A 23077-nucleotide genomic window follows, 5' to 3' on the forward strand; every position below is an offset into this window, starting at 1 on the left:
CTGGGCCTGGGACGGGGCCTCGGATCGGGACGGGGACGGAGACGGCTGAGAGTACGGAGAGGGCGGACGGTACGGAGGAGGCGGAACCGGCCCCGCAGGACGGTCGGGGGCCGGACCCGCCCGGTCCGCAGCCGGGGCCGCTCTGCCGGGGGCCGGGGCCGAGGCCTCTCTGCCAGGGGCCGGGCGGACCGGACCCCTCGGCGGCGGTTCCGGCGCGGCCACCGGCAGTTCCAGGAGCACCTCCGTTCCCTTCGCCGCCCGCCCCCGCCCGATCCGGATCCGCGCCCCGATGGACGCCGCCCGCTCCACCATTCCGACCAGGCCGAAGTGCCCGGCGCGCCGCAGTCCTTCGAGGGTGGTGCCGGGAGGCAGGCCCGTACCGTCGTCGTACACACTGACCCGCAGCAGATCGCCGACCACGCCCGCCGAAACATCGAGCCGGGCCGCGCGGCCGTGGCGGTGCGCGTTCTCCATCGCCTCCGCCGCGACGGTCAGCACCTGGCGGGCGATCGGCACCGGTACGGCACGGGCCTCGCCGATACGGGTGAATCCGGCCCGCACCCCGGTCCTGCGGGCGAAGTCGTCCGTACGGGCGCCCAGTTCGGCGACGACGTCCACACCGCCGTCCAGGCCGGACCCCCGGCGCAGATCGGAGAGCAGTTCCCGGGACTCGGCGGCGGCCCGGCGGGCCGAGCGGGCGACCAGTTCGGCCTGGTGCCGGACCGTGAGCGGGTCCACCCGGTCGGCGCTGCCCGCCAGGCCGTCGGCCGCGAGCGCGAGCCCGTACAGGGTCTTGGCCACGGAGTCGTGCATCTCGCGGGCGAGCCGGGCGCGCTCCTCCTCGATCGCCTCCCCGACCGCGAGCCGGGCGCGGGCCTCGGTCAGCGCCTGGCTCGCCGCGCCGAAACCGAGCATCAGATTCCGCAGAGTGCTGCCCATGGCCCCGCTCAGGACGCACAGCCCCGGCAGCAGCAGGGCGGTGAAGCGCGCGTCGGCGTGCACGTTGACCGCGTACGCGGCGGCGATGATGAGCGACTGGAGCACCGCGAACACCGCCGCGCCCCGCCAGCCGGAGATCAGCCCGGCGAGCAGCGGGGTGCAGATGGTGACGTACGCGAGGGTCGAGTCGGGCGACGCGGTGACCAGCAGCAGCGCGCCGAACGTCATATCGGCCCCGAGCAGCCAGGGATGGCGCAGCAGCACGGGCCCGAAGCGCTCCCAGTCGCGCAGGAGGACGTACGAGGTCATGAACGTGACCAGGACCGCGGCGCCGACCAGCCAGCTCGCCGGGCCGGGCCGGGAGCCGGCGAGCGCGAAGGGCGCGGCCAGGACGATCATCGCGAGCCGGAAGCCGAAGACCTGGCGGCACAGCGCCTGGAGGGCGTTGACCTGGATGGGGAGAGGCGGCGTACGGCCGGGCCCCGCGGCCGCGGCCGGCGGCAGCGCACCGGTGTGACCACCGCTGAGGACCGGCTTTCCGGAGGACCGGCCCGGGACCCTGCCCAGGGATCCTCGGGCTCGCCGAAGGGTTCCGCCGACGGCTCGGCGGACCGCCCGGCGGACGTTCCGGTGGGCGGCTCGGCGGACGTTCCGGTCGGCGGCTCGGCGGACGGACTGGTGGGCGGCTCGGCCGATCGGGCCGGAGGGTTCAGAGAGCGGTCCGGAGGGTTCGGAGGACGGTTCGGAGTCGGGGGATCGTTTCGAGGTCGGGGTCATGGGGTTCACCTCCCGTTCACTGGTTTCCGTATGCAATGAGTACCGTCGGCGCGCGGGCGCGGTCCGGGGACGGCCGGATCAGCCCCCCAGGACGTCTCCGAGGTCCACCCCGGAGCCGTAGTAGAAGCTCATGACGATGAGGATCATGGTCGCGGGGAGCATGATCAGCGTGACCACGAGTGTGGACTTGGGAACCGCCTTGGCCGCGTCGCGCCGGGCGTTCTGGGCGTCCGTGCGGCGCATGTCGGTGGCGATCTGGATGAGGGTGTCGACGATCGGCGCGCCCAGCTCCTCGCCCTGCTGGAGGGCGGTGACGAACATCGACACCTGGTCGGAGTCATTGCGGCGGCGCAGCTGGTCGAACGCGTCACGGCGGCTCACGCCCATGTCCATCTGGCGCAGGGTGATGTGGATTTCGTCGGCCCAGGGGCCCTCGTACTTCTCCGCGACGCGTTCCAGGGCCTGGCGGAAGCCGAGCCCGGCGGAGACGACGACGGCGAGGACGTCGAGGAAGTCGGGCAGGGTGCGCTCGATGTCGGCCCGGCGTCTGCGGGTGGCGGCCCGGATGATGACGTCGGTCCAGGTCAGACCGAAGACCAGGGCGAGGATCGCGATCACGAACTGTCCGCGGAGCAGCATCGAGAACGCGGCCAGCACCCCCAGGAATCCGTACACCGCCCGGCGGGCCGCGTAGCGGTCCACGGTCATGCCGCCCGGGTTGCCCGCCTTGTCGAGCCGCCGGCGCAGGGCGTCGACCCGCTTGGGCCCCATGGCGCGCAGCACGGCGGGGGCGTAGCGCATGCCGAGCCGGTCGATGCCCGAGCCGACCGCGGTCGTCCGGGTGGAGCCCACCTCCAGCGCGAGGACGAGGTCTCCGGGGAGCTTGGCGTCGGCGCGGTACATCCGGATGCCGTGGAAGATCCCGTACACGGCGAGCGCGAGGAGCGCGGCGAGCAGCAGTCCCATCATCGGCTCCTTTCCTCAGACCTGGATCCGGGACATACGGCGGATGAGCATGCCGCCCACCGCGTACAGCGCGATGGAGACGAGCGTGGCGAGCTGGCCCAGCACCGAGCCGGTCATCTTGTCCAGGGCACCGGGTGTCATGGCGTTGATCATCAGCAGGAAGCCGAAGCCGAGCAGGGGCACGGCGAGGGCGGTGACCTTGATCTGGGAGAGCATGGTGGTGACCTCGCGGCGGGTCTCCTTGCGCTCCTCCAGGGTCTCGGTGAGGTTGCGCAGCGAGGTGACGACCTGGCCGCCTGCCCGGTTGGCGAGGATGAGCGTGGTGACGAGGACGATGAGTTCCCGGGAGGGCAGCCGGTCGCCGAGTTCGCCGAGCGCCTCGTCGAGGCTGCGGCCGACCGCGAGCTGATCGGCGACGATGCCCAGTTCGTGGCCCGCCGGGTCGTCGAGCTCCTCGGCCGCCATGGCGAGCGCGGTGCGCAGGGCGAGACCGGCCTGGGTGGCGTTGGCGAGGACGCGGGTGAACTCGGGGAGCTGGTTGATGAACGCCTCGGTCCGCTTGGCCTGCTGCCAGTCGAGGAACGCCTTGGCGCCCCAGAGACCCGCGATCGCGGCGAGCACCCCGAAGAAGGGCGTGAAGACCGCGCTGATCACGAAGTACAGGGCGAGCAGGGCGAGGACGGTGGCGACGACGTACTCGCCCGGTGTCAGATCGAGGCCCGTCGCGGCGATCTTCCGTTCGACGCGCCGGCCGGCGCGGGTGCCGCGCACCCTCCGGTCGATGCCGGTGAAGCGCCGCCGCCGCCCCGGGAGGGCGGGGAGCTGTCCGGTCTGGGACATGCGCTCGACGAGGGCCTGTCGCTGTGCGCGGCCCGACGCGTAGGTGTGCACGCCGATGACACAGAGCACACAGGCGAGCAGTGCGACTCCGATCGTCAGGAGCGGAAGGTTGTTCATGTCGGGCGCGACCTTCTCCGGTGGGTGGTGGGGGGCGGGTGTCAGGCGGTCGTTCTGCGGACGAGGAGCCGGTCGTCCGAGTCCGCGACGCCGAAGACCAGGGGCAGCACCTCGTTCTTGAGGTGCAGGCGCTCGGCGACCCGGCGCGGCACCGGGTGGTAGGTAAAGGAACCGTGGACCCGGCCGTCGGCGGACATGGGCCGGGCGTCGAAGCGGCAGACGGACACGATGCGGTACTCCTCGCGCCCGTACGAGTCGACGACGGCGATCTCGGTGACCTTGCGGGTGCCGTCGGCGTGCCGGGTGAGCTGGACGATGACATCGACGGCGCTGTTGATCTGGTCCTTGATCGCCACGAAGGGGATCTCGACCTCGGACATCGACGCCAGGGTCTGGAGCCGCATCAGCGCGTCCTCGGCGCTGTTGGCGTGGACGGTGGCGAGCGAGCCGTCGTGGCCGGTGGACATCGCCTGGAGCATGTCGAGGGTCTCGCCGCCGCGGACCTCACCGACGATGATGCGGTCGGGGCGCATGCGCAGGGAGTTGCGGACGAGGTCGCGGATGGTGACACGGCCCTTGCCCTCGACGTTGGGCGGGCGGCTCTCCAGGGTGATCACATGGGACTGCTGGAGCTGGAGTTCGGCGGAGTCCTCGATGGTGACGATGCGCTCGCCCTCGGGGATCAGCCCGGAGAGGGTGTTGAGGAGGGTGGTCTTCCCGGTGCCGGTGGCGCCGGAGACGATCACATTGAACTTGGCCCGCACCAGGCTCGCCAGCAACAGGGTCATCTGCTCGTCGAGCGAGCCGATGCCGATCATCTCCTGGAGGGTGAAGGCGCGGGGGAAGCGGCGGATGGTGAGGACCGGGCCGCTGAGGGAGAGCGGGGGGATGATGACGTTGACACGCTCCCCGGACGGCAGCCGGGCGTCGACCATCGGATTGGCCTCGTCCACCCGGCGGTTGACGGTGGAGACAATGCGTTCGATGGTCTGCATCAGCTGGTCGGTGGAGGAGAAGCGCATCGGGAGCAGTTCGAGCCGTCCACCGCGCTCGACGTAGACCTGCTCGGGCCCGTTCACCATGATTTCGCTGATGGAGGCGTCTTCGAGGAGCGGTTCCAGGATGCCGAGGCCGAGCGCTTCGTCGACGACCCGGCGGATCAGCTGGGAGCGCTCGACGCTGGAGAGCACGGGGCCCTCACGGCTGATGATGTGGCCGAGGACGCGTTCCAGCCGGGCGCGGCGGTCGGCCGCGGCGAGGGTGGACATCTCGGCGAGGTCGATCTCCTCCAGGAGTTTGGCGCGGTAGACGCCGACGAGGCGGTTGACCTCGCCCCGGCTGTCCGCCGGTTCGGGGCTGCTGATGCGCGCCCGCAGGCTCATGTCCTCAACTCCCAGGTCTCGCAGGTGCGGTGGTGGTACGGGGGACGCGCGACGGCGGTACGGGGCTGTACGGGCCGGTACGGGGGCGGGTCGTATCGCCGTGGCTCGCCGGTCGTGGCGGATGGGGCCGTGGTGGATCGTCGGGTCGTGGCGGTCGGGTCGTCGCGGATGGGTGGTGGTGTCGATCGTCGGGTCGTCTCGGATGGGGGGACAGGGGGCTGCCGGGCCGGGTCTCGGTCGGGGCCGAGCGGCGTGTCGGTCGGATCGGGTCGGTCACGGGGGCGGGCGGGTCGGGTCGGTCGTACGGGTCGGGCGCGGCGCGTCGGCCACGCGGTGGCTGGTCTTGGCGGACGTACGGGCGCTCTCGGCGTGTCGTCCTGTCGGCGGTGACGGTCGCGGGGTCCCGGCCCCGGGCCCCGGCGGACGGTGAGCGGTGGGCAGCGGGCCAGGGGACACGGGTCAGTGGGTCCGCGAGCCAGGGTCACGGGTCAGTCGCAGGGCATGGTCACGGTCCTCCTGGCCGGGTCGAAGGCGAAGACGGGCAGGATCCGGGGAACCTGCACCCTGACCGTCACCGAGATCTCGTCGTCCCCGCCGCCGCATCCGCCGTGGTCGAAGTCCGCGCCGTCGGCGAGCCAGTCGCTCATGGCCGCCGTGCCCGCCGCCACCGCCCGGCCCTCGCCGTCCTTCGTCGCGGCCGTCCGGGCCGCGGCGCGCGCGGCCGTACCGGCCTGCTGGGCGGTGTACGCGACCAGGCCGAGCTGGATCGCGGCGAGGCCGACGAGGAGCAGCAGCGTGATCACGCCCGCGTACTCCACGGCGGCCTGCCCCCGGTCCTTCCCCGGCCGCCTCATCGGTCCGGGTCCTCGTCCGGCGCGGCGGCCTCGCCGCTGACGGTGAGGGGCAGATTCGCGGCACCCGGGAAGAGCACGGGTACGCGCAGTGCGACGGTGACCTTGTACAGATCGCCCACGACACGGCAGTCGGGAGCGACTCCGCTCCAGGCGGACGGGAGGTCCTCGCGCGCCGCCGCCGCACACGCCTCGGCTCCCCCGACGGCACCCGCACGGGCCGCCGCGTCGGCCGCGTTGCCCGCGAGGGAGAACGTGTAGCCGGTGAGGGCCGCCTGCCACAGCAGGGCGAGGGTCACCAGGATGAGCGGGAGCGTGCCGGTGAACTCGACGGCGGCCTGCCCCCGGTCGTCCCGCGACCGCCATGCCGACGCGAGCCGCACACGGCGGACCTGCCACGCCGACGCGACCGGCGCACGGCGGACCCGCCGCGCCCGGGCGCCCCTCAGTCGGCCGCCGAGCCGCGGCCGTGCCTCCCGGCGCCCTTCGTCCCGCGGGCATGGTAGAGATCTCATGGCGCCATGTGCCCCCTTGCCGCCGTCATTTCGACCGTGCCCGCCGGACACCGATCGAACCCCTGTCACCGCGGAAGCGGCCCTGCCTCTGTTCCCCTTCCGGAGCGGGGCGTACGAGCCCCAGCTCGCCCGCGAGCCCCCACAGGGCCTGTTTCACCGCGGACTTGGCCTCCAGGTCCTGCATCCGCCCGGCGTCCACGACCGGCTGGAGTTCCTTGAAGGCCGCGGGGACGGCGGTCTTCGCGACCTTCGTACCGGTGATCTTCTCGATCAGCGGTGGCTGGATCTCGGTGGAGCGGGTGTGCCGGTTGACCACGACGACCGTCTCCTCCGCCTTGCGGATCTGGAGGCGGTCCCACATGCGGACCATGCGCTTGGCGGCCCGCACGGCGACCACGTCCGGGGTGGTCACCAGCAGGGTGGTGTCGGCCATCTCGATGGCCGCCGCGTTGCCGGCGGTCATCTGCGTACCGCAGTCGACGACGACCACGTCGTGGCGGTTGCGCAGGGCGCTGATGATCTGGCGTACGGCCCGGTCGTTGACCTCCTCGCCGCGCTCGCCCTCGCCCGGCGCGAGCAGCAGCCCGATCCCGGTCTGGTGGGCGAACAGCGCGTCCTGGAGAACGCGGGGCGACAGATCCTGGATCCCGGCGAGGTCCACGACGGAGCGCCGGAACTGGACGTCGAGATACGAGGCCACATCACCGGCCTGGAGGTCGAGATCGGCCAGCGCGACCGACAGCCCGGACGCCTGGGCCGCCAGCGCCAGCTGGACCGCGGTCACGGTGGTGCCGACCCCGCCCTTGGCCCCGCTGACGGTGACGACCGTGCCGCCGGGGCCGGTGAAGACCTCCGCGCCGTGCCCGAGGTGGCGGCGCACCCCGGTGGACCAGGCCGCCGCCGCCTGCACCCGCTGGGCGAGTTCCTCGTACGAGAGGGGGATCCCGACCAGACCGCGCGCGCCGGAGTCCATGGCGGCCGAGTAGAGGCCGGGACCGGCGTCGGCGGACACCAGGACGACACCGACGGCGGGGAAGCGGAGTGCCACTTCCCGGATCAGTTCGAGGGCGGGGACCGGTCCGATGCGCTCGTGGACGAGCACGACCTCGGGCAGTTCGTCGAGGGATTCGGCCGCCAGCCTGGCCAGCAGGTCGAGCAGCGAGGTCGAGTCACCCACCGGAGCGGCCGGCTCCACATCGGGCAGCTGGCTCAGGAGGGTGGTGACGGACCGGGCGGCGTCGGGGTCGCCGACGACCGGGAGGATGCGTGTGGGCATACAGCACTCACCTGTTCTTGTCTTCATCGAGGGTGTAGGTGCTGTCGCCCGGACGCAATGCTGCGGGGCTCCCCTTGGCGAGAAGGGCCAGCCGCACATTCTCCGCGAACGACTCCGCGTACGCGAGACGCTGGGCGTCGGCGGTGCCGAGGGCGAAGGTGATCGGCACGGCCTCGCGGACGCCGCTGCCGCGGTTGTCCTTCTTGGGTTCGAGGGGGGTGAGGCGGCCGACGTCGATGACCCGCGCGTTGGGGACGATGATCCGGGACTCGTTGGGGTCGCTCTGCCGGCGGCCGGAGAAGGTGGCGAAGATGTTCACCAGGTCGCCCGGGGTGATCTTGCCCGCCACTCCGGTGGCGGCGTCGATCATGATCGCGATCTCCTGCTCGCCGGGGGCCAGCGCGGGCCTGTCGACGATCATGTCCTCCTGGAGCAGCGATCCCTTCCTGAGCCGGGTGACGGCTATCTTCCCGTTGACCGCCGAGACATCGGTCACCGCGCTGTCGGAGAGCCAGCGCCGGGGAATCGAGACCTTTTCGAACTGGCCGGGCCGCAGTTCCGTGTACGGGGACACATCGGCCTTGATCCGGTAGGCGGAGACCTCCGGTCCGACCTTGGAATTCACGTCGCTGATCACGGAAATCACCCCGGCGAACGCGGCGAGTGCGCAGAGAACCGAGACGATGAGAAGGATGACGCCTCGGCGTTGGCGTGAATTCATGGGCTGGGGAACCTCGTTCGCAGACAGGGACTGACACAGAAGCGGACAGGGCTGGAGTGAACGGCGGTCGCCGGCGGTCGTCCGCGTCCGTTCCGGAGTGCGGATCCCCACCTTCTCCGGAGCGCGGATCCAAACCCGCTCCGGGGTGCGGGGCCGAATCCGGAAGCGACGGTCCGGCAGGCCGCCGCGATCGGTGCGAACCGCCCGGCGGCAGCGGGCTCAGGGTCCGTGGTACGCGGGTGTTCCATGGTCCAGGACACCGGAATTCCGGTTCGGGTGCGCACTGCGGTACGGGTTCTGCGGATCGTCCGCCCGATGGTTTCCGGCCGCGGCGAGCGGAGCGGAACAGAAACCGCAGCGGTCACCGATGAGTTCGATTCCGCACCAGGTGCACACCTCTCTGCGTACGGACGAGACCAGCTGGTAGAGAATGGAGATATCGGGCAGGAACGCGGCGAATTCGATCAGCTTGGCGGTGCCCCACCAGCCCGGCGAGTCCGCCGGGAGCGTGGCCTCCTCCAGCCCCTGGGTCCGCCACTGCGGGGCCAGCGTGCGGTCGACCCAGTCGGACTGCGTCTGCCCTTTCGCCACCACCATCCGGGTGGCGAAATCGGGTCCGCCGAGCCGTCCGGTGCCCGCGCCGATCCTGATCAGTTCGGGACGCGGATGCGCGAGCACACCGAACTGGGAGCCCGGCACCCAGGATTTGGCGTGGGCCTTCAGGCTCACCGGCACCCGGTCGAGACGGGTGACGGAATGCAGGAGCGCTCCGGCATAGACGTAGTGGGAGAGCAGACGGGCCGCGGAGGCGATAATTCCGGCGCCGAAGTCACAGATCGACAACTGCCTCAGCTGCCTCACGAGTACGGCGATGCCGAGCGGCGGAAGATCCAGTTTCAGCAGCGCGAGCCGATTGCTCTCCAGCACCGACCGGATGGTGTGCAGCCTGCGTTCATGAGCCACGGGAATGGACGCCGGATAGAGCGCCACGGCATAGCCGTACTGTTCGAGGAGAACGGTCATGTCGGCCAGCGCGGCGTCCAGCGGCTGAACATCCGGAGACGGGAGCAGGGTCGCCGTCGGTGTGTGCTGGTCCATCGGCGGTAGCACCAGATCTGCGCTGGTGACAGCTATTGCGGTCGGCACGCTGGTTCCCCGTTCGGCTCCGGTCTCCGGGGGTCCCGTGACCGCAGATACGTACTGCGCTGCTCCTGCATCTGCACTTTATCCACGACTTAAGAGCCAGAGAACACCTTCTTGAACACAGAGCCGCAACCTGTGCACGCTCCGCACAGGCCAAAGCGGGTGAAAAGGTGATGTTCCCTCAGCCGTATGACAGAGATGGGCCACGGGTCGGACGAGAACGCGGATATCAGGCCCCTCATCCACCCGGATTGGCCAAAAATCGATGATGTGAATGCCCCCTTCCGCGCGGCTCCCGTGCGGCACTCCGCCGGGCGAATCAGTGACACAGGTCTTGACAACCCTATTGGTCTGGACCAGTTTTACGACCAGCGGTGGCCACCGTCGACGATCCCCACTTCACCTCCTCCCCCCAACTCCCCCACTGGAGGCAGCACGTGGACCCCACAAAACGTTCACGAAGATGGCTCGGCGGAGCCCTGGCGCTCGCCGTGGGCGCCGGACTCACGCTCGTGGGCATCACGGGAACCGCCCAGGCGGCCGACGTCAACGTCGCCAAGAACGCCGGCTTCGAGTCGGGGCTCTCCAACTGGACCTGCTCCTCGGGCACCGGAGCCAATACCGCGACCCCCGTCCGCACCGGCGCGTCCGCCCTGAAGGCGACCCCGGCCGGCATGGACAACGCCAAGTGCACCCAGACCGTGGCCGTGAAGCCCAACTCGACGTACTCCCTGGGCGCATGGGTCCAGGGCAGCTACGTCTACCTGGGCGCCGGCGGAACCGGCACCACGGACGTCTCCACCTGGTCCCCCGGCGGCAGCGGCTGGAGCCAGCTCTCCACCACCTTCCGCACCGGCCCGAGCACCACGTCCGTCACCGTCTACACCCACGGCTGGTACGGCCAGTCCGCGTACTACGTCGACGACGTGAGCGTCTTCGGACCCGACGGAGGCGGCGGCCAGGACCCCGACCCCGTCGTGCCGCCGCCGCCCACGGGGCTGGCCGCGGGCACCGCCACCTCCTCGACCATCGCCCTGAACTGGGGCGCCGCCTCCGGAGCGACCGGCTACAACGTCTACCGCGACGGCGCCAAGATCCTCTCGGTGGGCGGGACGTCGGCGACCGTGACCAACCTGGCCGCGGACACCGCGTACCAGTTCCAGGTGACGGCCACCAACAGCGCGGGCGAGTCGGCGAAGTCGGCCGCGGTCACCGCGAAGACCCTGCCTGGCGGCACCAACCCGCGCCCGCCCGTGCCGAAGCACGCGCTGACCGGGTACTGGCAGAACTTCAACAACGGCGCCACCGTGCAGAAGCTCCGCGACGTCCAGGCGCAGTACGACATCATCGCGGTGGCCTTCGCCGACGCGACCACCACGCCCGGCCAGCTGACCTTCAACCTCAGCTCGGCGCTCGGCTACGCCAACGTGGACGAGTTCAAGGCGGACGTGGCCGCCAAGAAGGCGGCGGGCAAGTCGGTCGTCCTCTCGGTCGGCGGCGAGCTGGGCAATGTCTCGATCAACAGTGACGCCTCGGCGACCGCCTTCGCCGACAGCGCCTGGGCACTGATGCAGGAGTACGGCTTCAGCGGTGTCGACATCGACCTGGAGCACGGCATCAACGCCCTGTATCTGACGAAGGCGCTGCGCCAGCTCTCCGCCAAGGCGGGCCCGGGCATGGTGCTGACGATGGCCCCGCAGACGCTGGACATGCAGTCGACCGGCACCCAGTACTTCCAGCTGGCGCTGAACGTGAAGGACATCCTCACCGTCGTCAACACGCAGTACTACAACAGCGGCGCGATGCTCGGCTGCGACGGCAAGGTCTACTCGCAGGGCACGGTGGACTTCCTCACCGGGCTCGCCTGCATCCAGCTGGAGGGCGGTCTCGACCCGTCACAGGTCGGCCTCGGGGTCCCGGCCTCCACCCGGGGCGCGGGCAGCGGCTACATCTCCCCGTCCATCGTGAACAACGCGCTGGACTGCCTGACCCGCGGCACGGGCTGCGGCACCTTCAAGCCGGCCAGGACCTACCCGTCCCTGCGCGGCGCGATGACCTGGTCCACGAACTGGGACGCGACCGCCGGGAACGCCTGGTCGAACGCGGTCGGACCGCATGTGCACGCCCTGCCCTAGGGCGTGTTTCGAAAGTAGCGTCGTCCGCCCGGAGGGCGGGGCCTGCGGCGTCCGGTGCGTGCAATCGCAAGGCGGAGGGTCGCCCTCGTACTGGACGTACTTGGGCGATTCCGACAACGCAGCGAGTGTGCGTGCTGGGCGTCGCAGGCCAGGCGGGACTTTCGCAACACGCCCTAGCGTCTAGTACGCGAGGGCGCACCAACCTGTCGTACCGACCGCCACCCCCACGCCCAAGGTCGTACGACGCAGGCAGCAGCGCCACCGTCCTGTCCCGGTGGCGCTGCTGCGCGTTTCCGCGCGCTCGCCGGGGCGTTCCCGGGCGCGTCTCCCGCGCACCGCCACGGCCGCCTGATCCGCCCTCGCGCCCGGGAGAACCCGTGTGCGACGGCGGATACGCGCCACTGGGGCAGGGCAACCAACGTACGGACGACGAGGGTTGATCGGTACGCTGCTGCCGGATGTCACGGCAGGGGGAAACGGGGACATGAGCGGGAGTGGACCGCGGCTGCTGCCGCTCGGTGACGGGGACCCGGCGGAGCTGGGGTCGTACCGCCTCCTCGGAAGGCTCGGGTCAGGCGGTATGGGACGGGTCTATCTGGCCCGTTCGACGACCGACGGACGGCTCGTCGCGGTCAAGTCGCTGCTCGCCGAGGGCACCGTCAGCGACACCGACCGGCGCCGGTTCGCCCGGGAGGTCGCGCTCGCCGGGCGGGTCGAGAGCGCGTACACCGCCAGGGTCCGCGACTCCGACCCGCTGGCCGAGTGCCCGTGGATGGCCATCGACTACATCGCCGCGCCCTCGCTGGCGCAGTTGGTGCAGTTCGCGGGGGTGCTGCCCGCGCCCGCCGTGCGCTGGGTCGCGGCCGGGACGACCGCCGCGCTGTTCACCCTCCACCGGGAGGGCATCGTCCACCGGGACGTGAAGCCCCAGAACATTCTGCTGCCCATGTCCGGCGCGCGCGTCATCGACTTCGGCATCTCCCATGCGACGGACCTCACCCGGACCTCGGTGACGCTGGGCACGATCGCCTTCACCTCCCCCGAACAGGCCAGGGGCGAGCCGTCCACCGCCGCGTCCGACATCTACTCCCTCGGCGCCACGCTGTTCCATCTCGCGGTCGGCCGTCCTCCCTACCCGGAGGGCGAGGACACCCTGCGGCTGCTGGCCAGGGTCTCGCGCGGGGACCTCGACACCACCGGTCTGCCCGGTGATCTCACCCGTCTCGTCCACCGCTGCCTCGCCCTCGACCCGGGCGAGCGCCCCCAGCCCGGCGATCTGCTCGCCGACTTCGCCATGGAACTCGCCGCTCCCTCGGCCTCGGCGACGGGCCGCCACTGGCTCCCGGAGAGCTGGGCACGGCTGATGGCGGAGTACGAGATTGAGGGCGCGGCCCTGGCGGGCGAGGGGTCCTCGGCGACGCGTGTGCTGCGCGGGGGCCGCGCGGGCGCCCCACCGGCGGCCCCCGCGCCGGCCGGGCCGCCCCCGCCGGAGCCGGCCGTACCGACTCCCACGGCCGCGGTGACTCCGGTACCGCCGGACGCCCCACCGGCGGAGCCCTCGGCCACGCCGCACCCACAGCCCTCGCCGGAGGCGGGAGCGGGACCGGCGGCGGACGGACCGGCCGGGAGCGGCGAGATCGCCGATGCCCTCACCGTCGACGGCACCGGCCCACGCGCTCACACACCACGCCCCGGGACCGCGCCCACGCCCGGGCCCGCCACCCCGGCACCGGCGCCCGCGTCAGCCCCCGTACTCCCGCCCGTGCCTCCGCCTGCTGCCGAGCCGGGGTCCGGGTCACGGCCGGCCGGCCGGTGGTCGCGGGAAGCCGTCATCACCCTGACGGGGATGGTGGTGGTCCTCGCCGTCCTGGTGTCCCTCTCCGTCCCGGGGCTCATCGGGGTACTCGCCGCTCCGCCCTGGAGTGGGGGCGACAAGGACGACGGCGCCGGCGGGAGCAGCCCCTCCGCTTCCGCCCCGGCCTCCCGGCCGTATGTCGCCCCGACCTTCTCCGCGGCCGCCGCCCCCGAGCTGACGCCCGGTCAATGTGTCGCGTTCCCGGCGGCCGACGCGGCCGAGCCGTGCGACTCCGAGGACGCCGAGTATGTGATCACCGACGTCCTCAGGGAGCCGGTTTCGGACCCGGTCCCCACCGGCTGCCCCGTGGGGACGGGGCTGGAGCACGTCGTCCACTCCGCGGAGGGCGAGTGGACCGTGGTCTGCGTACGGAAGCGCTGAGCGACCGGCCTCCGGTCCGGGCGGCGGACGCCGGGCGCGCACGGCTCCGGCACCACCGGGTCCCGCCCCGTCCGGGACCCAGCGCGGGCGGACCGCTCGGCCCCGGCCCGGCGCGGCCCGCTCAGTCCAGTACCGCCAGCGCGTCGATCTCGATCAGCAGACCGGCCGGCAGTCCGACGTACACCGTCGTACGCGCGGACGCGGGCGCCTTGAGACCCTGCTCCTCGAAGTACGCGTTGTAGATCTCGTTCATCTCGGCGAAGTGGTCCACGTCCGTCAGGTAGACGCGCGTCATCATCACGTCGTCCCAGCTCGCGCCGCCCTCCTCCAGGATCGCCTTGACATTGGCGAACGTCTGGAGGGTCTGCTCGCGCAGGGTCGGCCCGGCGGGCGTCGGAGCCTGGCCGTCGACCGCCGGGAGGAAGCCGACCTGACCGGCGACCTGGAGGATGTTGCCCTTGCGGACACCGTGGGAGAACCTGGCCGGCGGGGCGGTGTGCGTGGCGGGGGTGATCGCGGTCTTCTCGGTCATCGGGTTTTCCTTCGCGGATGTCGGTCGGTGATACGGGCGGACGAGCAGTCGTCGTACGGGCGGTCGGTCCGGTGCCGGGTCGGCTCAGTGCGGGGTGACGGACCCGGAGTACTCCCGGCTGATCGCGTCGGCGGTCCGCCGCACCAGCGGGAGCAGGGTGAGGAGTTCCTCCGCGGTGACCACGACGTTCGGTGCGGAGACCGACATCGCGGCGACGACCCTGCCCGCCGCACCGCGGATCGGCGCGCCGATGCAGTTGATGGACTCCTCGTGGCCGCCGAGGTCGGAGGCCCATCCCTGTTCGCGTACGGCCACGAGTTCCCTCAGGAACGCCGCCGCGTTCGGCGTCGAACGGGATGTGTACAGGGGGTAGTCGAGCTTCTCGGCGATCAGCCGCCGCTCGGACTCGGGCAGATCGGCGATGAGGAGCTTGGCCACGGCCGCGACGGTGATCGCGACGGGCTTGCCGATCCGTGAGTACATCCGTACGGGGTACCGGCTCTCCACCTTGTCGATGTAGAGGACCTCGCTCTCCTCGTACACCGCGAGATGGACCGTGTGTCCGATCTGCTCATTGAGGGTGACGAGGTGCGGATGGGCGATCTCGCGGACGTCGAGGTTCTCGACGGCCTCCTGCGCGAGCGCGAACAGCCGGGCCCCGAGGCGGTAGCGCTGGTCCTGCTGGCGGTAGACGAGCCCGTGGTCGTGGAGGGTGCGCAGCAGCCTCAGCGCGGTGGACTTGTGCACGCCCAGGCGCTGGGCGACCTGTCCGAGGTCCGCGGGGCCCTGGGCGAGCAGCGGCAGGATGCTGAGCGCGCGGTCGACGGTCTGGCTCATGGCGTACGTACCTCCTCATCCACGGCTGAGGTCCAGCCGGGGCCGAGACGAAGTGTGCCCCAGGCCGCGTCGTCGAGTGCCACGAGGCGGTCGGCACGGGCGGTCGCGGGAGGTGTGCCGAGATCCCCGGGTACGGTGAGCGCGGCGGCGGCCATGAGGTGCCCGTGGCGCAGCCGGTCGCGTACGGGCAGGGCGCGCAAGGCGGCGGAGAGATACCCGGCGGCGAAGGCGTCGCCCGCGCCGATGGGTGCGATCACCTCCACCCGGGGGGCGCTCACGAAGGTCACGGTGTCCTCCGGCGCGGGGCCCGGGTCCGCCCCCGGCCGGGCGCCGTCCCGAACCGCGCCGGCCCCCTCCCGTACGGCCCGGCCCCCGTCCCCCTCCGCGCGGTGCCCGGGGGTCCACTGCCCGGGGCGGCCCGGTGTCCCGGCCTCCGGCGGGCCGGGGCGGACCCCCTCGCGGGTGAAGACGGTCGCCCCGCGCGCGCCCTGCTTGACGACGACCGTCTCCGGTTCGGGCAGGGCCGCGCGGACCGCGTCCGCGCCCCGCACACCCCACGCGGCCTCCGCCTCGTCCTCGCCGACGAAGACGAGGTCGGCTCCCCGGGCGAGGTCGAGGAGGACGTGCGCGGCGGCGGGATCGGGCCACAGGCGGGGGCGGTGGTTGACGTCGAAGGAGACGAGCGGGCGGCCGGCGCGCGGGCGGGTGAGACGGCGCATCAGGTCCAGGCAGTCGGCGGAGAGCGCGGCCGTGATACCCGAGAGATGCAGCACGCGCGCGCCGGTGACATCGGCTTCGGCGACCGTGGCGGGGGACATCGCGGAGGCCGCCGAGCCCGCCCGGTAGTAGACGACCTCGTGCCCGTCCGCCGAGCGGTCGGTCGCGGTGCGGAAGTAGATTCCGGTGGGCCGCCAGGGATCACGTCCGACGGCGGAGGTGTCGACGCCGTACGAGGAGATCTCCCGGATCAGATGGTCGCCGAAGCCGTCCGAGCCGACGCGGCTGACCCACTTCACCCGGTGCCCCGAGGCCGCGAGGGCGCACGCGACATTGGACTCCGCGCCGCCGATCGCGCGCGCGAAGGAGGGGACGTCGGCGAGGCGCCCCGGTCGCGAGGGAAGGAACGTGACCATGGACTCGCCGAGGCAGATCACCTCTGTGACGTCCGCGGCGGCGGATCCGGTCACGCTGCTCACCCTGGGGCTCCTCGCGGGGTCTGGGACCGTCGGGTCCATTGACCCGGCGCTGCGCCGGATGTTAGACAGCATTGAGCGATATGCGCAACGACCGTTGCGTATCTTGCAACAGTCATACCAGAAGGAGACATGCATGGCCGCCGATCAGCCGGGCCGGCTCCGGCACGAGCGCGTCGATCACCGCTTCAAGGCGCTGCCGCCGGACGCCGACGGACTGACCGTCGCCGAGCTGGCGGCCCAGCGGCGCGATCTGTTCGGCGGCGGCTTCACCACTCCCGTACTGGCGCTGTCCGCCGAGGCCGTCGAGCACAATCTCGCCCTCCTCCAGACCTACTCCGAGCGCCACGGCCTCGCCTTCGCCCCGCACGGCAAGACCTCCATGTCGCCGCAGCTCTTCGCCCGCCAGCTGGAGCACGGCGCGTGGGGCATCACCGCGGCCGTACCCCACCAGGCCCGGGTCTACCGCGCCCACGGCATCCAGCGCATCTTTCTCGCCAACGAGGTCGTCGACGCGGCCGCCCTGCGCTGGCTCGCCGGGGAGCTGGAGCGGGACCCAGGCTTCCGCTTCGTCTGCTACGTGGACTCCGTGCGCGGTGTCGAGCTGATGAACGAGGCCCTCACCGGCGCGGGGGCGGTCCGCCCCCTCGATGTCGTCGTCGAGCTGGGCGCGGGCGAGGGCGCCCGCACCGGGGTGCGTACGGAGGCCGGGTGCGCCGCCGTCGCCGACGCCGTCGCCGCGGCACCGGCCCTGCGGCTCGTGGGCGTCGCCGGGTACGAGGGCGAGGTCCCCGGGGCCGACGGCGAGAGTGTGCGCGCCTGGCTGCGCCGGCTGGTCGCGCTGGCCGTGTCCTTCGACGCGGAGGGCCGGTTCCGGGACGTGGGAACCCCGTCCGGGCACGGCTCCGGAGAAGACCGCATCATCGTCAGCGCGGGCGGCAGCGCCTGGTTCGACGCGGTCGCGGACGTCCTCGCCGAGATCCCGGAGCTGTCCCGCCCGGTGCTGCGGCTGCTGCGCTCGGGGGCGTACGTCTCGCACGACGACGGCCACTACCGCCGTCTCACCCCGTTCAACCGGGTCCCCGGCGAGGGCTCCCTCCACAGCGCCCTGCGGCTGTGGGCCCAGGTCGTCTCCCGGCCCTCGGCCGAGCAGGCGTTCGTCAACGCGGGCAAGCGGGACGCCGCGTACGACCTCGATCTGCCCGAGGCCCAGGTCGTCCGCGACGCCCGCACCGGGGAGACCCGCCCGGCCACGGGCATCGAGATCAGCGGCCTCTCGGACCAGCACGGCTGGGTCCGCACCGCCCCCGGGGCCGACCTGGAGGTGGGCGACTGGATCGGCATGGGCCTGTCCCACCCCTGTACCTCCTTCGACAAGTGGCAGCTGATCCCGCTGGTCGAGGCCGACGGCACGGTCACCGACTACCTCCGTACCTTCTTCTGACCGGGCCCGTGACCATGGATCTCCTCATCCGGGACGCCGGGGTCGTCGACGGCAGCGGCCGGGCCTCCTACCGCGCCGACGTCGGCGTACGGGACGGCCGGATCGCCGCCATCCGCCGCGAGGGCGACCCGCCGCTCTCCGGCGCCCGCACCCTCGACGCGTCCGGTCTCGCCCTCGCCCCCGGCTTCATCGACATGCACGCCCACAGCGACCTCGCCCTGCTGCGCGACCCCGCGCACGAGGCCAAGGCCGCCCAGGGCGTCACCCTCGAAGTCCTCGGCCAGGACGGCCTGTCGTACGCCCCCGTCGACGACCGCACCCTCGACGGCGTCCGCCGCGCGATCAGCGGCTGGAACGGCGGCGGCCCCGGCGACACGTCCGTCGACTTCGACTGGCGCACCGTCGGCGAGTACCTCGACCGTCTCGACCGGGGCGTCGCCGTCAACGCCGCCTATCTGGTCCCGCAGGGCACGGTCCGGATGTACGCGGTCGGCTGGGACGACCGCCCCGCCACCCCCGCCGAGCTGGACCTCATGCGGCGGCTCGTCGCCGAGGGACTGGAGCAGGGCGCGGTCGGCATGTCGTCCGGCCTGACCTACACCCCCGGCATGTACGCGCCCGACTCCGAACTCACCGAGCTGTGCCGGGTGGTGGCCGCCCACGACGGCTACTACTGCCCCCACCACCGCTCCTACGGCGCCGGCGCGCTCCAGGCGTACGAGGAGATGGTCCGGCTCGCCCGGGACGCGGGCTGCGCCCTGCATCTCGCCCACGCCACCATGAACTTCGGTGTGAACAAGGGGAAGGCGGGCGACCTGCTCGCCCTGCTGGACGACGCGCTCGCCCGGGGCGCCGACATCTCTCTCGACACCTATCCGTACACCCCCGGCTCCACCACGCTCGTGGCGACCCTGCCGAGCTGGGCGAGCGAGGGCGGCCCCGACGCGCTGCTGGCGCGGCTGCGGGACGACGGGACGGCCGAGCGGATCCGCCACCATCTGGAGGTGACCGGCTCGGACGGCTGCCACGGTGTGCCGATGGAGTGGGAGACGATCGAGATCTCAGGGGTGACCGATCCGGCGCTCGGCGCGTATGTCGGGCGGACGGTCGAGCAGTCCGCGCGGGAGCGCGGCGAGGCGCCCTGGGCGACCGCCCGGCGGCTGCTCGTCGAGGACCGGCTCGGCACGACGATCCTCCAGCACGTCGGTCACGAGGAGAACGTCCGGGCGATCATGCGCCACCGGGTCCACACCGGTGGCAGTGACGGCATCCTCCAGGGCGACAAGCCGCACCCGCGCGCCTACGGCACCTTCCCGCACTATCTGGGCCGGTACGCGCGCGAGCTGGGCATCCTCTCGCTGGAGGAGGCGGTCGCGCATCTCACCTCCCGTCCGGCCGCCCGGCTGCGGCTGCCCGACCGCGGGCTGGTGACCGAGGGCTACCGCGCGGACCTCGTCCTCTTCGACCCGGCGACGGTGGCCGCGGGCTCGACGTTCGCCTCCCCGCGTACGCTCCCGGTCGGCATCCCCCATGTCCTGATCGACGGCCGGTTCGTGATCGATGACGGGGTACGGACGGACGTCCTGGCGGGCCGGTCGGTCCGCCGCACCCCCGGCCGCCGCTGACCGGACGCGACCGAGGGACCCCCGGAGGCGGGGGTACCGACCCGCCGCCCGCGGACACGCGCCGCGGGGTGGAGTCCGGCCGGGCGTCCGCGGCCCGGGGCCCGGGGCCACCGACGGTGGGCGGCGCCCGCGGCCTCGGGTGACGAGGTCAGGCACCCGCTGCCCGGGGTGGACGGGCGGTCCGGCGCCCGCACCCGCGCGCCGTCCCACGGACCGTCACCGGGAGCGGTCGGGCGGTCCGCCGGGCGGCCCGCACCGCTCGCCGGCACCGGTGGTCACACGCGCCCGCGGACACGGGCGCTGCCGGTCATCACCCACCGGGCAGAAACCGCCCGGTGACAACCGTGAGGGGCGCGAGCACTCCCCCCGGCGGCGGCTTGACCGGATTCCGGTCGATCTCCCCGCCCGCGGTGCCGGTGCCATGGCCACCGTGGTGCGACTCCGGGGCGGCGTACGCGCCCGTGCCGCCGACGAGGGCCGAGACCGCCAGGGCGCGGATCAGCGCGGCTTTCCTCTAGTCCGTCGTGCTGAGCGCAACGGACCCGGCCCGCGCCGGGGCGAAGGCGGGCGCGGAGGGCGGCCTGCGCCCGATCCGGCGAACAGTTTCCCTCTGATCCGTTACCACCTACGGGTTACGGCGTTGACACGATGAAGGCCGCAAGTCCTGCGGCCGATGTTCTGATCTGCAAGGAGAACTGATGTCGCGTATCGCGAAGGCTGCTGCCGTCGTCGCCGGCTCGGGTGCCATCCTGGCGGGCGGCGCCGGTCTGGCCGCCGCTGACGCCGGAGCGCACGGTGCCGCCGCCCACTCCCCCGGCGTGCTCTCGGGCAATGTGCTCCAGGTGCCCGTGAACATCCCGGTGGGTGTCTGCGGCAACACCGTGAACGTGATCGCGCTGCTGAACCCGACGTTCGGCAACGCGTGCGTGTACGGCGGGGGCGAAAGCGCCTACGGCCACTGAGCCACCCCCTCCGAGGGCCTCTTCTTCCGGATCCGTCCGGGAGAGGGGGCCCTCGGTCGTTCCCGGGCCCCTCCGCACCACCGGTCCCGGCCGTGCGGAGGGCCTCGCCGCGTGCGGACGGCGGGCCGGGGAAGCAGGCCCCGCCCCCGTACGGCGCGAGACCCGGGCACAGGTCCCCGCCCCGCGCGGACGGATCCGAGACGGCCGGGTCCGGTACCCGGGGCGGGGCGGGAGTGGGACCGGAGCCGGCCGGGCGCGGCCCGCCCGAACGGGCCGTGACACGCTTCCCCGGCAGGTCGTGCCGACCGGGGCGGCGGAGCGCTACTCGTAGCGGTAGTGGCGTGTGTGGTCCAGCAACTCCGAGGGCCTCACGCCCCACGGCGGCATCGGCTCGTCCAGCGCGAAGACCCGCCCGTGCTGGGGATCGCCCTCGGGCAGCCGGGTCCGGGGGAGATAGCCGGAGCCGGGGTGGGCCCGCTGCCAGCGGATCCAGAGCAGATCGATATAGGCGTGGTGGAGCCAGAACACCGGGTCGTTGGGCGAGGTCGCGCCCAGCATCAGGCCGCCCACCCAGCGGTGCACCCGGTTGTGGTTGCGCCACCGCTCGGTGCTCCCGGCGCTCCACCCCTCGATGGCGTTGCGGAACCCGGTGCGCGCGGTGGAGTCCCAGGGGGCCGCGTCGTAGAGCGGCTCCTCGATCGCCCGGGCCACATCGGCCTTCGTCGGCAGGGACACCGGGTTCGACGGCCGGCCGAGGTCGCGGGTGAGATAGCGGCCGTCGGTGACGCGCGAGTTGATGCGCCAGTTCCCGTTCGCGTACGCGAAGGGCCCGGTCATCACCTGCCGGTCGCCCAGCCTGCCTGTACCGCCGAGGAAGTCGTCCGCCCACAGCGACGACGCGGGCGAGTCGTCCGTCGTCCAGTCCCAGTACGGAAGGGACACGCCGGGGTCGACCTGCTGGAGCGCGCGCTCGAACTCCAGCAGGTACCTGCGGTGCCAGGGGAAGAACGAGGGCGTCATATGAGCCGCCCTCGGGCGGTCCTCGGCGTCGGGGACATAGAAGTCGCCGTGCATCCTGACGAACTCGTCGTACCGCCCCGAGCGCTTGACCGCCAGCAGGGCGTCGACGAGCCGTTTCTTCTCCGTACGGGTCAGATTCCGCTGGTTCTTGCGGGTGTGCACCTGTGCCGTCCCTCCCGGTTTCCGTGGCTGTGCGGTTCAGTGACCGTGCGACGGCGACATCGACAGCTGGGCGGCCCCCAGTTCGTCGACGGCGGCACGGGCCACCTCGCGCAGTGTCGGGAACGACTCGTAGTGGTTCACGAGGCTCAGATAACCGCCGTCGGCACGCCGCATGATGTGCAGCGGCCTGCCGTCGATCCGGACCTCGACACTCGGCGCGGCGGCGGGCCGCGCTCCGGACGGGTCGTACGCGCCGCCCGCGGGGACCATCACGGTCGCCGTGCCCTGGATATGACGGCCGCGGTACATCTCCGCGAACCGCTCCAGGTCCGGCGCGGAACCGGCCTTCACGGCCCTCGGCCCCCGCTCCCCCGGCAGCACCGCCGGGACGTGCGTCCTCTTCCCGAGGAGAGGCGCGAGCGCTCCCGCCGTCCCCGCGACCACACCGGAGGTCAACAGCGCGCGCAGCGCGATCCGGCGGGTGACCCGGCGGGGCGCGTGACGGTCGGGGATTCGCATGGGGCCGCCCTTTCGACATAGCCGTGCATCGACCCTGTCAACGAGACGACGGCGAAAGGGTTCCTCTTACGGGTGGCCCGGATCGTACGACTGTCACTCCGCGGGCCCGCCGGACTCGGCCGTGGGCGGGCCCGCGGACCGATCAGTGCAGGGCCAGGTCCGCGGCCGGGGTGCCGGCCAGCGCCGGGGTGAGCAGAGCGGCCTCGGGGAGCACCGGCTCGGGCTGCCCGAACAGTTCGGGCCGCGGAGCGGAGAGCGGCGCGCCCAGGGAGGCACCGGGGGTGGTCAGCCGCGTGTCGGGCGCCTCGACGGCCGCGCGGGCGAGCCCGGGGGCGCCCTCGACGAGCGGGCTCTCCAGGGGAACCTCCAGCGCCGTCCTGGGCAGTCCGCTCGTGAACGGCACCTGGGGCAGCACGCGCTGCGGCAGCATCCGCCCGGTGACATGGCGCGGGCCGTCGGGCGCGCCGGGGACGGGTACCGGCACGCCCGTGCTCAGCCCCGGAGCCTCCAGCGGCAGGACCGTCTCCAGGCTCTCCAGCGGCAGCGTGACCGGCACGGAGGCGGCTGCGGCCGCGGGCGCCGCCGCGACCGCCGACGCCATACAGGCCATGAGCGCCGTGAGAGATGCTCGGGTGGTCGACTTCATCGGTGGGTGTGTCCCCTCTTGGTTGACGGCGGTCGCGTACACGCGACGACTGCCCTGGGAGAACGAGCCGGACGGCCGGACGCGGGCGACATTCCCCCGAACGCAGCAACGCTCGTGTTGACGCGCCCCCGCACAGGTCACCCGAAGGTGCCGCGAAGGCGGTAAATCACTGTCTTCAGGGCGGTTCCGGTCGGCCGGGCCGCGTCGGCCGGGTGAGCATGGCGGCCGAGCCCTCAGGA

The 23077-nt window shown here is 72.5% G+C and carries 19 protein-coding genes and 1 pseudogene; 5 read left to right on the forward strand and 15 right to left on the reverse strand.

Features of this window, described 5'->3' with window-relative positions:
- Nucleotides 1-189: 189 nt before the first annotated feature.
- From ACFYT4_RS10410 to ACFYT4_RS10450, 9 genes and pseudogenes are all read right to left on the reverse strand, one after another.
- A pseudogene (locus ACFYT4_RS10410) lies at nt 190-1443 on the reverse strand (sensor histidine kinase); the annotation flags it as partial.
- A 351-nt stretch (nt 1444-1794) separates the two neighbouring features.
- A complete protein-coding gene (locus tag ACFYT4_RS10415; protein WP_389267356.1) occupies nt 1795-2682 on the reverse strand; it encodes a DUF5936 domain-containing protein in 888 nt (295 codons plus the stop codon).
- Nucleotides 2683-2697: 15 nt separating this feature from the next.
- Nucleotides 2698-3639 carry a type II secretion system F family protein gene (locus ACFYT4_RS10420; protein WP_389267131.1) on the reverse strand — a complete coding sequence of 314 codons (942 nt, stop codon included), beginning with the start codon at nt 3637-3639 and terminating at the stop codon, nt 2698-2700.
- Nucleotides 3640-3680: 41 nt separating this feature from the next.
- Nucleotides 3681-5021, reverse strand: a complete 1341-nt coding sequence (locus ACFYT4_RS10425) for a CpaF family protein (protein ID WP_389267132.1) — start codon at nt 5019-5021, stop codon at nt 3681-3683.
- Between the two features lie 488 nt (nt 5022-5509).
- Entirely contained in the window at nt 5510-5875 is a 366-nt protein-coding gene (locus ACFYT4_RS10430; protein ID WP_389267133.1) for a TadE family protein, read from the reverse strand.
- Nucleotides 5872-6255, reverse strand: a complete 384-nt coding sequence (locus ACFYT4_RS10435) for a TadE/TadG family type IV pilus assembly protein (protein ID WP_389267134.1) — start codon at nt 6253-6255, stop codon at nt 5872-5874. Before ACFYT4_RS10435 ends, ACFYT4_RS10430 begins: the two co-directional genes overlap by 4 nt.
- A 157-nt stretch (nt 6256-6412) precedes the next feature.
- A complete protein-coding gene (locus ACFYT4_RS10440; protein ID WP_389267135.1) occupies nt 6413-7663 on the reverse strand; it encodes a CpaE family protein in 1251 nt (416 codons plus the stop codon).
- 7 nt (nt 7664-7670) lie between these two features.
- Entirely contained in the window at nt 7671-8384 is a 714-nt protein-coding gene (gene cpaB / locus ACFYT4_RS10445) for a Flp pilus assembly protein CpaB (RefSeq protein ID WP_389267136.1), read from the reverse strand.
- A 219-nt stretch (nt 8385-8603) separates the two neighbouring features.
- The gene (locus ACFYT4_RS10450; protein WP_389267137.1) at nt 8604-9482 is read right to left on the reverse strand and encodes a hypothetical protein; all 879 of its coding nucleotides are present in this window, start codon (nt 9480-9482) and stop codon (nt 8604-8606) included.
- 482 nt (nt 9483-9964) lie between these two features.
- On the opposite strand from ACFYT4_RS10450, the gene ACFYT4_RS10455 reads away from it, so the two are divergent.
- Both ACFYT4_RS10455 and ACFYT4_RS10460 read left to right on the forward strand, forming a co-directional pair.
- On the forward strand, nt 9965-11662 hold the full coding sequence (locus ACFYT4_RS10455; RefSeq protein WP_389267138.1) for a chitinase: 1698 nt from the start codon (nt 9965-9967) through the stop codon (nt 11660-11662).
- Between the two features lie 484 nt (nt 11663-12146).
- Nucleotides 12147-13898: a serine/threonine-protein kinase gene (locus ACFYT4_RS10460; protein ID WP_389267139.1), complete on the forward strand. Its 1752-nt coding sequence runs from the start codon at nt 12147-12149 to the stop codon at nt 13896-13898.
- 121 nt (nt 13899-14019) lie between these two features.
- Here the strand turns inward: ACFYT4_RS10460 and ACFYT4_RS10465 are convergent, their stop codons facing one another.
- The 3 genes from ACFYT4_RS10465 to ACFYT4_RS10475 all read right to left on the reverse strand — a co-directional run bounded on the left by ACFYT4_RS10465 (nt 14020) and on the right by ACFYT4_RS10475 (nt 16463).
- Nucleotides 14020-14430 carry a RidA family protein gene (locus ACFYT4_RS10465; protein WP_389267140.1) on the reverse strand — a complete coding sequence of 137 codons (411 nt, stop codon included), beginning with the start codon at nt 14428-14430 and terminating at the stop codon, nt 14020-14022.
- An 84-nt stretch (nt 14431-14514) separates the two neighbouring features.
- Nucleotides 14515-15267: an IclR family transcriptional regulator gene (locus tag ACFYT4_RS10470; protein ID WP_389267141.1), complete on the reverse strand. Its 753-nt coding sequence runs from the start codon at nt 15265-15267 to the stop codon at nt 14515-14517.
- Nucleotides 15264-16463 carry a sugar kinase gene (locus ACFYT4_RS10475; protein ID WP_389267142.1) on the reverse strand — a complete coding sequence of 400 codons (1200 nt, stop codon included), beginning with the start codon at nt 16461-16463 and terminating at the stop codon, nt 15264-15266. Before ACFYT4_RS10475 ends, ACFYT4_RS10470 begins: the two co-directional genes overlap by 4 nt.
- A gap of 133 nt (nt 16464-16596) precedes the next feature.
- Here ACFYT4_RS10475 and ACFYT4_RS10480 point away from each other — a divergent pair, with 133 nt between their 5' ends.
- The 3 genes from ACFYT4_RS10480 to ACFYT4_RS10490 all read left to right on the forward strand — a co-directional run bounded on the left by ACFYT4_RS10480 (nt 16597) and on the right by ACFYT4_RS10490 (nt 20491).
- Entirely contained in the window at nt 16597-17904 is a 1308-nt protein-coding gene (locus ACFYT4_RS10480; protein ID WP_389267143.1) for an amino acid deaminase, read from the forward strand.
- Nucleotides 17905-17918: 14 nt separating this feature from the next.
- Nucleotides 17919-19529 carry an amidohydrolase family protein gene (locus tag ACFYT4_RS10485; protein ID WP_389267357.1) on the forward strand — a complete coding sequence of 537 codons (1611 nt, stop codon included), beginning with the start codon at nt 17919-17921 and terminating at the stop codon, nt 19527-19529.
- 698 nt (nt 19530-20227) lie between these two features.
- On the forward strand, nt 20228-20491 hold the full coding sequence (locus ACFYT4_RS10490; protein WP_389267144.1) for a chaplin: 264 nt from the start codon (nt 20228-20230) through the stop codon (nt 20489-20491).
- Nucleotides 20492-20812: 321 nt separating this feature from the next.
- Here ACFYT4_RS10490 and ACFYT4_RS10495 read toward each other — a convergent pair whose 3' ends face one another.
- The 3 genes from ACFYT4_RS10495 to ACFYT4_RS10505 form a co-directional block, all read right to left on the reverse strand.
- Nucleotides 20813-21673, reverse strand: coding sequence for a tyrosinase family protein (locus ACFYT4_RS10495; protein WP_389267145.1), 861 nt, complete (start codon nt 21671-21673; stop codon nt 20813-20815).
- 36 nt (nt 21674-21709) lie between these two features.
- On the reverse strand, nt 21710-22192 hold the full coding sequence (locus ACFYT4_RS10500; protein ID WP_389267146.1) for a tyrosinase family oxidase copper chaperone: 483 nt from the start codon (nt 22190-22192) through the stop codon (nt 21710-21712).
- A 142-nt stretch (nt 22193-22334) separates the two neighbouring features.
- Nucleotides 22335-22838: a hypothetical protein gene (locus tag ACFYT4_RS10505; RefSeq protein WP_389267147.1), complete on the reverse strand. Its 504-nt coding sequence runs from the start codon at nt 22836-22838 to the stop codon at nt 22335-22337.
- Nucleotides 22839-23077: the final 239 nt, after the last annotated feature.

Origin of the sequence: Streptomyces sp. NPDC004609 (genome assembly GCF_042873655.1) — a bacterium.
Classification (GTDB): Bacteria; Actinomycetota; Actinomycetes; order Streptomycetales; family Streptomycetaceae; genus Streptomyces.